The 13,819-nt window shown below is 40.7% G+C and carries 10 protein-coding genes; 3 read left to right on the forward strand and 7 right to left on the reverse strand.

Going from position 1 to position 13,819, the window contains the following annotated elements; translation table 11 throughout:
- Positions 1-21 precede the first annotated feature (21 nt).
- The 3 genes from JMW90_RS01315 to JMW90_RS14030 all read left to right on the forward strand — a co-directional run bounded on the left by JMW90_RS01315 (position 22) and on the right by JMW90_RS14030 (position 2,137).
- A complete protein-coding gene (locus tag JMW90_RS01315; protein ID WP_201561325.1) occupies positions 22-1,383 on the forward strand; it encodes a tyrosine-type recombinase/integrase in 1,362 nt (453 codons plus the stop codon).
- Between the two features lie 153 nt (positions 1,384-1,536).
- Positions 1,537-1,902 carry an IS630 transposase-related protein gene (locus tag JMW90_RS01320; RefSeq protein ID WP_227691822.1) on the forward strand — a complete coding sequence of 122 codons (366 nt, stop codon included), beginning with the start codon at positions 1,537-1,539 and terminating at the stop codon, positions 1,900-1,902.
- On the forward strand, positions 1,895-2,137 hold the full coding sequence (locus JMW90_RS14030; RefSeq protein ID WP_379607451.1) for a transposase: 243 nt from the start codon (positions 1,895-1,897) through the stop codon (positions 2,135-2,137). Before JMW90_RS01320 ends, JMW90_RS14030 begins: the two co-directional genes overlap by 8 nt.
- 101 nt (positions 2,138-2,238) lie before the next feature.
- Here the strand turns inward: JMW90_RS14030 and JMW90_RS01330 are convergent, their stop codons facing one another.
- The 7 genes from JMW90_RS01330 to JMW90_RS01360 all read right to left on the reverse strand — a co-directional run bounded on the left by JMW90_RS01330 (position 2,239) and on the right by JMW90_RS01360 (position 13,817).
- Complete coding sequence (locus JMW90_RS01330) at positions 2,239-2,931, reverse strand: hypothetical protein (protein WP_201561327.1); 693 nt, start codon at positions 2,929-2,931, stop codon at positions 2,239-2,241.
- A gap of 12 nt (positions 2,932-2,943) precedes the next feature.
- Complete coding sequence (locus JMW90_RS01335; protein ID WP_201561328.1) at positions 2,944-4,971, reverse strand: hypothetical protein; 2,028 nt, start codon at positions 4,969-4,971, stop codon at positions 2,944-2,946.
- A gap of 23 nt (positions 4,972-4,994) precedes the next feature.
- Positions 4,995-6,500, reverse strand: coding sequence for a hypothetical protein (locus tag JMW90_RS01340; protein ID WP_201561329.1), 1,506 nt, complete (start codon positions 6,498-6,500; stop codon positions 4,995-4,997).
- Positions 6,501-6,926: 426 nt separating this feature from the next.
- On the reverse strand, positions 6,927-10,109 hold the full coding sequence (locus tag JMW90_RS01345; RefSeq protein ID WP_201561330.1) for a type I restriction endonuclease subunit R: 3,183 nt from the start codon (positions 10,107-10,109) through the stop codon (positions 6,927-6,929).
- Positions 10,110-10,174: 65 nt separating this feature from the next.
- A complete protein-coding gene (locus JMW90_RS01350) occupies positions 10,175-10,861 on the reverse strand; it encodes a hypothetical protein (RefSeq protein WP_201561331.1) in 687 nt (228 codons plus the stop codon).
- 60 nt (positions 10,862-10,921) lie between these two features.
- The gene (locus JMW90_RS01355) at positions 10,922-12,238 is read right to left on the reverse strand and encodes a restriction endonuclease subunit S (protein ID WP_201561332.1); all 1,317 of its coding nucleotides are present in this window, start codon (positions 12,236-12,238) and stop codon (positions 10,922-10,924) included.
- The gene (locus JMW90_RS01360) at positions 12,228-13,817 is read right to left on the reverse strand and encodes a class I SAM-dependent DNA methyltransferase (protein ID WP_201561333.1); all 1,590 of its coding nucleotides are present in this window, start codon (positions 13,815-13,817) and stop codon (positions 12,228-12,230) included. Before JMW90_RS01360 ends, JMW90_RS01355 begins: the two co-directional genes overlap by 11 nt.
- Positions 13,818-13,819 lie beyond the last annotated feature (2 nt).

Raw genomic sequence — 13,819 nt, forward strand, 5'->3', positions numbered from 1 at the left:
ATGTACATTGGGGTATCAGTCATGGAACAGCGTAAACCCATCAGCTCCGATAGGAGCATCAGTAGTCATAAAGCTGAAGACAAAGAATACTTGGTTCCTGTCAAAGGATGTCCCAAGCTGTATCTAATGGTTAGACCAAACAGCACCAAATCTTGGGTCTATCGCTACCTATCCCCTACTTACTCAAAAAACCGAAGGCTTTCCTTTGGTGTTTATCCAAACGTCTCGTTCGCTCGCGCCTGTGATATTTGGCGAGAGAATGAAGACGTCATTACTAAAGGCCTAGATCCAAAAGAGTATCGTGAAGAAATAAAACAAAGTCTTGTTAGAAAAACTAAAAATTCTTTTAATCACTTTGCTTGGGAGTACTTCGATACTCTTGAACAAACTCAAAAAGGTAACACTTTAATTCGTAAGAAAGGGCGCTTAGAGCTTATATGCTCCTACATAGGTAATGAGCCAATTAGTGAAATTGGCTCTCCTAGAATGCTTGAAGTGCTTTTAGATATTCAAGCTAAGTCTTTAAATAAAGACGACAAGCCTACTGATAAGGCTGAACGCTGTGCAGGTATCGCTAGTGACGTATTTGTGTACGCTGGTGCTCGTGGGTTTTGTAGTAGCAACCCTGCGGCGCTTATTAAAAGCCAATTAGCTAAATCTAGTTATGGTCATCGTCCAGCTGTTACCAAGCCGAAAGACTTAGCCAAGTTACTGCGAGCCATTGAAACAGTAGAAGGGGATTTGAATACGATCAACTCCCTTAGGCTATTAGCTTTAATCTTTGTTCGTAATGGCGATCTACGACGGATGAGATGGTCAGATTTGGACCTAGAGACTAGCAGATGGCAGTTTAAACCTTTAAAGGGACAAGGCAAAGTAAACATGGTTAAAGATATGGTTGTCCCCCTACCGAGTCAAGCAGTAGCAATATTACGTAAGCAGCAAAAGATTAATGGTCACACCGAATATGTCTTTTTTAGCGAAACGGCAAAAAAGCATCAGATCATATCAGATGCTACTGCTAATAATCGCTTACACGATTTGGGCTATCAAAATATACATTGTGTACATGGCTTTAGAGCGACTGCAAAGACCATCATGCAAGAGCAGCTCAAGTACCCTCTCTTGCTTGTGGAGATGGCATTAGGACATACCACTAAAGATCCTAACGGAACGGCTTACGGACGATTTGATTACGTTGACGATCGTAGTGATATGATGCAAAAATGGGCGGACTACTTAGATGCTTTACGGGAAGGTAGAGATATGGCAGAGTTTAAAGCAGATGCACAAAGTAAGGCTAATCCTCCTACCCAGCTGCAAGCATTAATTGGCCAGCTTGGAGAGGATAAAGTATTAGAACTATTAAGAAACAAGGAATAGTATTTTCATGTCTAAATAGATTGAAAAACACACTATATTTAAAAAATGCCTTTTTAGTATATATATATTCAGTCTTTTATAAATAAGATACAATACTTTTAAAATAAGCGAAGTGGCAGAAGAATACATGACCTATTCAGCATAAATAAAGACATGAGCATTCGTCAGGCTTATACTTTCTACAATATAAGTAAAACTACATTACAACGCTGGCTGAAAAACCCAAGCATCAAACAAACTCGGGATAAGCCACCAAGTAAAATACCTAATGAAGCATTACTGAAAGATGTGGAGCAGTATCCAGACGATTACATGTATGAACGCGCAAATCGTTTAGGTTGTAGTAAATCAGGTATTGAATCGGCTTTAAAACGACTTGGTATCAGTCAAAAAAAGACATTGGAACATCCAAAAGCTTGCCCAGCAAAGAGAGCTAAATACCTAAGTAAACTTAACGACTTCATCACTCAAAGATTTGCTATTGTATACATGGATGAAAGTGACTTTCGTGATGGATAATGCAAGTTTCCATAAACGAGTGCAGAGGTTGCTGAATAGGCATGGGCATCGACTATTATTTCTACCACCCTATAGTTATAATCTAAATCCCATCGAAAAAAAGTGGGCTCAGGCAAAGTTTCTGCGCCAAGGCTGGATGGAGAATGATTTGCCCAAACTGTTTCGCAATATGGGCTGTTGCAGTTTTATTGTAGATTCACCATATTTTAGTGCTTTAAATTCCGTAAAATACTAAAACATAAGAGAGCCCTCTAGAGGGCTCTCTTATTTCTTTGAATGACTTAATCATCATTTACAATTTTGATTGTATTTAAGATTTAACCTAAATTAATCTTTTTAAATATCACTCAGTACTTTTGGTTTATCTGATGAACTTGTCGGCATTTTGAATTCAATACCAGCCTTTTTAAATAGTTTTGGATATTCCACCAAAGCCATCGTTGAATTTTTAGCAATACCAGTGATATCTCCGACCACACCTTTAGCCTCAACTAAAGACATTCCTGTATTGGTCAAGCTTTTCGGATTTGCTATTAAACTCGTACCTACTTGTTTAGCGCCTATCGCCAATTCACGAGCGGTTAAACTTGCGATTACAAAGTTTCTTGCAGAGTCCAACAAATGCTGCTTCTGCTCCACATTCAATGCTGATAGCTTAGCGACTGTTCCGGCTTCATCTTTTTGAGAGGCTTCTAAAACAGCATTAGACAACACTACAATTTGTTTTTGAATTGCTTGTTGTTCTTTAGGATCAGAGGTCGTTTTCAGACTTTTCTGTTTTGCTTTTAATTCATCTGAATCTTGTTTACTTGCGAGTAACGAAGCTAAAGCAGTACGGCTCTGAGTAAACATTGCATTGGTTGCTTTAGCCTGCGTGAAGAAACCATTGATATCCATATTTGAAGAAGATACGCCAGTAACAGATTCAGATAATGACGATGCCATCTTACTCAGCGACCCAAAACCTGCATAGACGCTTGATGCTCCCATTGAAGCCGCTATTGCTAAAACAATTGCAATTTTTTTCATACCTTGTTATCCCTATTGTGAAGAATCGGCTTTTTGCACGATTTGATTTAAAATTTTTGGTAAAGCCTCAAACATCTGAATGTTATACATTTCGTGACGATGCTGATGATCTATACCCTTTAATGCGATTTCTTGTTGCAAACCATAAGCCCCTATTTTTTCAGACTTTTGGTTGAATATGCGTGCACCACTGGCCATAACCAATGTGGCGTCACAATTACTTTTGTCTGCATTACATTTAATACTGTCTTGTTTCACTTCAATCTTAATTACTGGCTGTAAACATTTATCTGTTGGAATATAAAAGTTAGCTTTCATATCTTTTTTAAACCCAGCATTTTCAGTCATAGCAATGACTGAATCTTTCAGTAGAGTCTGTCCTTTAAAGCCAGAACCTGTCGCATAAAATGGTCGTTTCGACTGACTGGCAAAAGCGTGGTAAATCAAAGGACCAAAACCATAAAATGGCACTTCACCGACTTGCTCGGTATGTAAGCTTGGACATAAAACACGCGATTGCTTCGAGTCACCCACTGGAGCAGAACTATCAAGCAAAATCCTGTCTCCAGAACGCACGGGTAAACGATCACTGCTGTTGACAGGGAAATCTAATTGCGCTGTAACTTTCGCACCTTGACGTTCCAAAATAGTCGCTTCCCATGTCGGAATCAGAATATTACGTCCTGCTGCCTTATCTGAATGATAAACATGGACTTTCATTCCGGTACTTAAGCGTTCCCCCGCATCATCAATGGTAATGTTATGACCACTTGAACTCGAGACTTTTAAATCAGAACGAGTAAATTGAATCCCTTTTTGAAATTGTTGACCTAATTTCAAAAGTGCATTTTTCAATACAACTTCTTTACGTGCCTCTAGAGAAAACCCCATTCCTTCTGAAATCACGTCTTTAATATCATCTGTTGCATGTGCTGAGTAGATCACTCGACCAGAACGATCAATCATTTCAGCAAAAACTTCACTATGGAGAACTTGTTGCTGAGTTATTTTCCCAATCTGCTGTTGATAAGCAATGACAGGAATGACATTAATCCGAATAAAAAATTCAGGTAACTCACGTTGGTTAATGTCTTCACTTTGCGCTAATGCAGTCTGTTCACTAACACTTTGTGCCATAGCACTATAACGTCGATTGACTGGAGTCAAAGTAAATGAGGCTTGCTCACCTACTGCATCAGAAAAGATTTGCTCAATTAAATCTTTTGATTCGCCTTGATAAGTCAGTACATCAACCACTAATGCTTTAGGCTTATTTATAGCCTGACGTGTATTGGTTGATACTTTACTAAAGCGCTTACTACGACCCTGCATCAATATTGGCACTGCCACAGCATAATCACTGTCCGCATGTACCACACGAATCAAATCGCCATCTATTGAACTCAGCTCATCTTGTGCTGCGATCCCTTGCTTAAAGCCTTTATCTAGAACCAAATAAGATTTCCACCGATCAATCACTTGGGTCTCAGTTTCAGAGATTTTAAGTTTCGATTTTAATTCTTCAGTCACTTGCTTAGTCAATGTCAACAAAGTACTTTGAAATTTCTGTTTAATGGCTGTTTTTGTTGTAGTGGAATCAATTTCAGTAGTAAGTACCTGAATCGGTTGCGACAACGTGGCACTGTCACTATAAATGACCTCGCCCGACAACACGTTAGTGAGTTTTAAACTTAAAGTGACTGGCAGAAAAATTTCTGCTGTCGAATCCTTCTTTACAATGTATTCACTCGCGCGTAACACTTCTAGAGATGCTATATAAGTACGATTTTTAGTTTTTTGCGAAATAGTATCGACAACTTGTTCACCGAAACTTTGTTTTAAACCTTGTACAAAAAATTGCTCGGTTTGTTTACGCATGACTTCATTGTCAATCGCTTGACTGAAATCACACACAATAGAAGAACCATTCGCTTCATATTTGCTAGGATCGGTACGACAACCTTGCTCCAATCCAAAAATACCTTTCGATGGGTAGATTTGAATATTCGCATTTGCCCATGCTGAAACAAGCATCGGCATAGCAAAACATAAGACTTTGAATGTTATGTGCACTGTGTACCACCGATGCAGAGTGTGATCGTATTTCCAGCTAGTAATCGCTCGGCGCTTGATAACGTTGGGCTTACTTTACGTAGCGCTTTAGCCAATTCTGCACTAATTGGCTTTTCACTCTTATAGGTCATGGTCATTTCAACCAATTTGCCGTCTTGAGTGCGAATATCGATATTTTCTGCGCCATCCATTTCATCTAAGGCAATATACAGATCATCCCCTAGACGTGAAGAAACATTACCAGAAACACTTTTCACAAAAATGGTAATTTCCTTACCGTACATAGAGCGATTTTTTGCATAACCTAAAATCTGTGGTCCAACTTGGCTAACTGCTAATTCACCTAGTTTCTTTGCTACATTGGTACGGCATGAATCTGTGGTCGCACCTGTCGATGACTCTGTACGAGTTTCCCCGCCCATTAAAGTCGAATCATCTACTGAATAAATTTTAAAACTTACCGCACCATCGCAGACAAATTGACCCGTGGCACTGGAACGACCACGATCATAAATATAAGAGCTACCAGCCATAAACCAGTCCGCTTTTTCTTTACGCGCCGCGATTACTAGCTTATTAAGCTCTACATCACTCATTAGTTGTTGAATCGTCATACTACGACCATTTAAATACTGACTTCTGAAACGGTCAGAGTCGAGCAACCGCAAATCATAACGAGAGGCAGAACTTGCAATTGAATTTAATGTTTGATTATTACGCTCAGCTTTAGTACTTGGTGTTTGATATTCCACATATTTCACAAAACTTTGGATATCCTTCTGACTTTCAGATTGGCTATATTTTGCCGACTCACTGGCATTGTAGCTACTTGAGGATGCTGATTTACCTGAATTATTATGGCTTGATGAGCGGGCAGCAACACCTACACCAGCCCCATAATAATTATCATAGGCATAACCTGCTGCGGCAGCCGAGCGTCCTTTTGATGAATAAGAATCTGACGCACTGGCTTTAGCACTTTCACTAGCTTTGTAACTTGCATCTTCATCATAGCTATAGCTACGATCTGAAAAATAAGAAGTAAATTCTTTAACTGGCTTAGAGTTATCTTTTGGTACGCCGAAGTATTCGTCCATCACAATCATAATCGGACTGGTTCGACTATTTTTCTTTGCCAATCCTAAATCATTAAGAATTGAACGAAATTCTTGGTCATCCATTTCCAGACTAACTTGAGTGACTAATTCATTGTTGCTGTTGGTACTACTGCCTCGGTTTAGCACATAGTTGCTGTCAACTTGTTTTACAATGTCATTTAAGTATTGATTCGCTTCATTCATCGCCTGCGGACCATTAATACGCTTAATGAGAGCAATGACAGCATCAGTTTTTGCATTGTTGTAGGCTTGATTACGTGTGCCATTCAGATCTTTTTTAATAATAGGTGTAGCACCTTCTCCATTCACTTTAATAATTTCAGCATTACTAACTTGAACAGCCAACAAACACAAAAGTGTCAATATAGCCTTTTTCATAACTCACCCTTTTAATTAGAATTTCTAGCTATTTTTATAATTTCTTTACTAAGTTTTAATTTCAGGGCTTACTCGATAATCTCTCTATCAGCAATTAAAGTCGTCTTCTTCAAAGATTACGTAAGTCATAAAGTCAGCACATTATATACAAAAAACACACATCCAGCAAACAAACGTTAGCATTAAATCTAAAAAATAACTCTAATTTTATTGATTTTTAAGAAAGAATCTCTTATAGAAAGCTAATTCAGCGTATTGATGGTACGAGGTTTAATTTACATAGAATGTAAAATATATATACTGAATCGCCCCGACTTTATCGGAAGCTGGTTTACTTGAATCAAGCAGAGATGTCTGACAGGATAAAGTATCTTAATACCGCTTCTCAAACTCAAAGAGGTCATACTAAATTATGTCTGAGTATAACTAAACCACCCTATTCTTCTTAAAGTTCTCAGCCTGCTCGAATATCTCTTTATAGACCTCTTTTGAATCCACAGGTGGATAGCCCCATTCATCGAGCAATATCATCAAATCAAACTGTAGCTCAGCTCTGATGTCGTCGCGTTTGTTCCAGTCGGTGTATTTAGCTTTCTCATCGATAAGCTTTTTCACTTCTTTTGACAGCTCAATCAGCTTGTCTTCAGGATAGGTAAAATCGTACTTATGCGCTAATGACAGCAGAATGTCGTAAAACGCCTTTTCTTCAAAGTCGATACCCATCTCACCAAACGACGCCATCTCTTCGCGCAGCTCGTGATACAGCTTTATGATCTCATCAGAGAAGTCGCCGATGACTTCGGCGCGCAGTACATCTTGCTCATCGCGGTCGTTATACTTTTCAACCAGCGCATTCATTTTCTTACTGAAATCAACGCCCTTAACCTTATTGGTCTTTTTCAGCTCACCAATGGCTTTAGCGAGTAGCTGTTGTAGCAGCTCCAGCTTAGTATTGGGCTGCTTAATCACCTCAAGCTTGGCTAGGTAGTCTTCATCGAAGATATCAATCTCACCGTCGGTGTTATCACCCAGCTTAAAGATCTCTTCAACACCATCACTCAGTAGCGCGTCTTTCACCAAATCCCGTACCTTTTGGTTCATCTGTTCGACGTCAGGAGCGCCACCAGTGGTTATTTTAAAGATGATGGTACGAATGGCTAGGTAGTAATGAATCTTGTCCTTGTGCGCCTTTGTGAGCTCACTGCTACCGACACAAATATCATAGGCAGACTTCAAACGCTTGGCCAAATCCATAAAGCGTTTTTCTAGCTTTTTAGATTGCAGCGCAAAGTCAGCCGCCGCATTTAAGCAGTTAAGTTGCTGCAGTGGCGTGCCATTAAAGTACAGGCTAGAGTCAAACTTATGGTAAACCGTATCCAGTAGGTTTAAATGGTCTTTGACCACCACCACTGACTTTTGGATATCTTCTAGGTTTTGAATCTGACCGCCAGTGTAATGCGAGAGCGCCAGGTTCATCTGCTTTTTGATGCCGATATAATCGACCACTAAGCCGCTATTTTTACCTTCAAACTTACGGTTGACCCGTGAGATGGTTTGAATCAGGCTATGCTTTTGCAAAGGTTTATCAATGTAGATGGTATCGAGAAAAGGTACGTCAAAGCCTGTGAGCCACATATCGACGACGATGGCGATTTTAAAGTTCGATTTGCCGTTTTTAAACTGACGGTCTAGCTCTTTGCGGTAGTCTTTATTACCAAGATTATCCCACATGCCTTTTTCGTCATCCTTGTTACGAGTCATGATCATTTTGACTCGCTCCATCGGTTTGACATTTTTCTTATCACTTTCCGATAAGGTTGAGCCTTCCTCGCACGCTCTTATCTCATCCCATTCAGGACGCAGGTCTATGATGTCTTTATATAACTGATAGGCAGCTTCACGGCTGCTACAGACAAACATCGCCTTGCCTTTTTGTGTGGTGCCCTCAGCGACGCGTGCTTCATAATGCTGAACGAAGTCTTCGGCGATGGCGCGGATACGATCAGGGTCACCAAGAATGGTGGACATGCTCGCCATGGCTTTTTTGCTTTTCTCTATCTGATATTCGTTGGTGCCAGCGTCGGCGCTTTCTTGATAGTATTTTTCTACTTCATCAAGTTGTTTGCTATCGAGTAGCACTTTGGCAGCGCGGCCCTCATAGACGATACGTACGGTGATTTCATCGAATACCGACTCAACCATGGTGTAGCTATCAACGACGGGGCCGAAGACATCAAGGGTGGCATCAATCGGCGTGCCTGTGAAGCCAACGTAAGTGGCATTGGGCAGAGAATCATGCAAGTATTTAGCGAAGCCGTAGGTCTTTTTAACCCCATCTTCGGTAACGGTGATTTTTTGCTGGAGATTGATTTGGCTACGATGCGCTTCATCTGAGATACAGATAACGTTGGTACGCTCTGTCAGTAAGGCTAAGTCTTCGGTGAACTTATGAATGGTGGTTAGGAACACACCGCCACTTTTGCGTCCTTTGAGCTCTTCTCGTAGCTCAGCACGACTCTCGACACTGATGATGTTCTCATCGCCGATATAGGTCTTGGCGTTGGTAAAGGTTTTGGATAACTGATCATCTAAGTCGGTACGGTCAGTGATTAAGATAATGGTTGGACTACCAAGCGCCGCGTCTTTCATTAGCAGACGGGCTAGAAACAGCATGGTAAAGCTTTTACCACAGCCAGTCGCGCCAAAGTACGTACCACCCTTCCCGTCACGTAAGCCATTATTGTTAATTAAATTGCCATGACTATCGAGCTGCTTCATGTGCTGCTTGATATTGTCGTATAGCTTGGTGGCGGCATAATACTGCGGATAGCGACAAACGATTTTTTCTTCCTTGCTTGATTTGTCAGGTACGTAAATAAAATTACGGATGACATCAAGCAAGCGCGCTTTATCGAATAAACCGCTCATCATGGTCAATAAGGAGTGGATACCGTCTTTCTCAAGCTTTTCTTCGCCTGTGACTTTGCGCCAGGAGTAATAGAATTCATAAGGGGCAAAGAATGAGCCCATCTTTGAGTTGACCCCATCACTGATGACGCATAGGGCGTTGTATTTAAACAGCTCTGGAATATCGCGCTTATAGCGAGTGGTCAGCTGGGTATAGGCATCAAACATGGTGGTATCTTCACGGATGCTGCTTTTAAATTCAAACACCACCAGTGGTAAGCCATTGATATAGAGAATGCCATCAGGAATACGCAGCTCAAAGCCTTGTATCTCCATTTGACTCACGATGCGAAAGCGATTGTTATCGAGTGCTTCATAGTCAATCAGCTGGATGTATAAATCTTTTTGAGTATAGTCCTCACGCTTCAAGAAAAATCCATCAGCGACAAACTTCATGATGGCTTTGTTGGTATCGTACAGATCAGACGCCGGAAGATATTCAAGCTTATGGATGATGGACTCAATCTCATACTCTGTGATCAAGTCATCTCTATAACGGGTCGCTAGAAACTGTCGAAGATCAGACTTAATCAGCACATCATTAGGATTGCGGTCGAGTGCTTCGCCTAGCGTATGTGGGTAGCCCTCGGCTGATAGCAACTCAATAATAGCTTGTTCAAGTCTGTCTTCGGTGAATTTCAATGCGTGCGTCCTTTTTATAAACTTAGCGTGTAAATCGAAACCCTAAGTACAATTTAAAGTTTCCTTCAGATAATCAAACAAGCGTTTTCATTTTTATCGCTAACATCAAAGAAATATTCATGCAACTTCTCTTTTTCATTAAATAAATCATAGAACGTTGATAGACCGCCTGAACCTTCTGAGTTCGTTTCAAGTAGGTATATATCCTTCTTATTTGGTGAGGAGAGTTCATAAGCTATTGAATAATTACCTCCCGTCATCTTGTAAAGACATACAGGCTTATAAAGAATATTTTTTTCAATCAAAGAATTAAAGGGTTTAACTTTTTCGTTTTCATCTGTGCTTAACATTCCAGCAGCTTCAGAATGATTTATACTTATCATGTCAACATTTTTAGTATTGTCTCCATAGTAACTAATCCCCCATGCGGCTTCAGCCTTACTATTGGGATTGTTATAAGATGATTCCTGTAAGCTATAGTTATCAAAGTTTATCCGTATATATCCATTTTTCTGGAATTGCCTAGTGTATTCGTTTCTCTCAATGCCTTTGTCCCAGATAATTTTCGAGTCGTTAGTGCTAAAGCTCCATGAATTTGAAGCATTAGCATTAGGCATATAGTCTTTGACGAACTGACCAAACTCATACGAATTCAGGCTATTGGCCTGCTTGGGATATACATCACCTGCATTAGCATTGTGGCTATAGCAAATAAGTATAAATAGTAATGGCAGCGCATAGCTATTTTTCATTTCTGCACCTTATGGCTTAATTTTAAATTCTGTAGGATACTTTCCAAGTATCCAAGTATCCTAAAAAACATCATCGGGAATGCGGAGCTCACCTGACATCAACTTAGGCAAAAGAGTATCGCGGAGTTCAGATAAAGAAATAGCCTGCTTTGAACGAATATTATTTGCTAAGTACATAGGTTTTACTTTATTTGAAAACTCTTCCACCAATATTAGTGGAGGTATTGCTACTGACCAGCTCATGATTGCTGCTTTATCGCCACGTGGCATTTTGGTTCCTTTTGATGTTGCAGTCATATAATCAAAGAAAGAGTCCTGATAAAGAAGGCTAAATAGATATTCATTAGCTACAGCATCATTAGCTTGAAAGCCTAAAACATCATTTGACCGACCACCACTGAAACTAGCAAGCCATATCTTTTTGAAGTACGGACGTATATTAGAAATCAGGGTTTGTCCTACAGAGAACTTTGGAACTTGACTAGTACTCGCGATACTTGCCGCGTAAGAAATACCCGCTTTTTCTTTATTCATATTCTCAGTAGAAACATAATTTTCCAAACTGAGTTCTGAGGTATTTATTTTACCTTTTCCGAAGAAGCAAATATCAGCAAGCGTTCCAGATTCCCACCCCTTTGGAATCCACCCCATTTCCTCAGTAAACTCAAACTCATTAGGAAATAAGTCCTGAATATTTGAGTTGTCTTTTTTCTCAATCGCTTTACGTTGCTCAGCACGCTCTAACAATTCATCAGGAATAGTATTACCAGCGGCTAACGCATTATCAATCACCGGATCAAAATCAACAAACCAGCTTTTAAATAATGCCTGCGCCATCGCTTCTAGCGTTCCATTCATTTGGCGGTTTAGTTCGATTTTATCGTCTAAAGAACCGAGGATATGGGCAATGGCTTTTTGTTCTGGAAGCGGTGGAATTGGGAAGCTGAACTCTCGCATTGATTTAAGCGATACATTTTTTATTGTAGTTCCTGTAGCAAATGCATGTAGATAGCTTTGAAAGTAATGACCTGACAATACATATCTTACATAGCCTTTGTCTATGTCATCCTTTAAGTTGAAATAACACGCACTTTTACCTAGAACAACCTTTTCACCATTATAATAAGCTACATTGCCGATTGTTCCGTTTATCGAAACAAGCAATGTACGTTCATTTAACTCTTTTTTATATTTTAGATATTGTGTGTGGTCGACTCTCTTGGTTTGTTCTTTGAAAACAATTTGACCGTTCTCAAGATTATTACCATTAATAAAATAATATTCTCCATTTTCTGAATATTTTGGCGTTCCATGCAAACCATCGCCTAATTTAGTTACAATATCCTGTAGCTGCACTTCAATCCAATCACTCACCATAACCCAATACCTCCAAGTTCTGACGAATGGTTGCATCTAGCTTTTGCGACTCTTGCATCTGCACATACAGCGTTTGGCTTAGCTCTAGCATTTTAGTCTCAAAAGCAATGCCATCATCTTCGATAGCAGCAGCACCCACATAACGTCCAGGGGTCAGCACATAATCATTGGCTTTGATATCATCTAGCGTCGCTGATTTACAGTAGCCTGCCTCATCGCTATAGGCTTCATAACCGCCTGCTTCTGCTTCACCGCGCCATGCATGATACGTCTTGGCAATCGCTTCGATATCATCTTTGGTGAGTTCTTTATTAGTACGGCTAATCATGCTGCCGATAGCGCGTGCATCGATGAATAAGGTTTCACCGCTACGATTACGCAGCCCTTTTGCTTGACTGTCAGCGGATTTGGCTGCTTTATCTTTACTGATAAACCATAAGCACACCGGAATTTGGGTGGTATAAAACAGCTGACCCGGTAGCGCAATCATACAATCGACCAGATCGTTCTCAATGATTTGCTGGCGTATCTCGCCTTCACCACTGGTGGTGGTAGACATCGAGCCGTTTGCCAGTACGAAACCTGCTGTACCATGCTCAGAGAGCTTAGATATCATGTGCAATATCCATGCGTAGTTGGCATTACCCGTCGGCGGTGTCGGATAACCTGCCCAGCGTGGATCATCGACTAACTCATCAGAGGCGCGCCAATCCTTTTGGTTAAAGGGTGGGTTTGCCATGATGAAGTCCGCTTTGAGGTCTTCATGCTGATCTTTAAAGAACGTATCGGCAGCCACATCACCCAAGTTGCTAGAGATACCGCGAATGGCAAGGTTCATCTTCGCCAGTTTGTACGTGGTGCTGGTGTACTCTTGCCCATAGATAGACACGTCTTTGGTATTGCCGTGGTGACTCTCGATGAACTTGATGGACTGGACAAACATACCGCCTGAGCCGCAGCACGGATCATAGATTTTGCCTTGATATGGCTCTAGCATTTCTGCAATGAGATTGACCACGGACTTGGGCGTATAGAACTCACCACCGCCTTTACCTTCAGTCGCGGCAAACTTACCCAGGAAATACTCATAGACGCGCCCGACGGTGTCTTCTTCAGGATTACCGATAGTATCGATGTTATTGACCACATCAATCAAGGCAGCAAGCTTACTGGCCGTTAAGCCCAGACGTGAGAAGTAGTTATCAGGTAATGCGCCTTTGAGAGATTGGTTGGTCTTCTCAATAGTACTAAGCGCCGTGTCGATTTTAAGGGCGATGTCTTCTTGCTTGGCATTCTGCTGAATGAAGCTCCAACGGCTCTCCTCTGGCAAATAGAAGACGTTATCTTTGGTATAGGCTTGCACCATGTCGATATGCTTTTCATAGCCAGTATCGATGAGCTTTTGGCGCTGCTGCTCAAAGGTATCACTGATGAATTTTAAGAAAATCAGACTAAGGACAATGTGCTTATATTCTGATGATTCGACGCTGCCTCGTAGCTTGTTGGCGGCATCCCAAAGGGCTTCTTCAAAATTACCATTGTCTGTTTTATCTTTTTTGTTCGCAGGTGTTTTAGCCATGT

This window comes from Psychrobacter glacincola (assembly GCF_904846215.1).
GTDB classification, from domain to species: domain Bacteria; phylum Pseudomonadota; class Gammaproteobacteria; order Pseudomonadales; family Moraxellaceae; genus Psychrobacter; species Psychrobacter glacincola.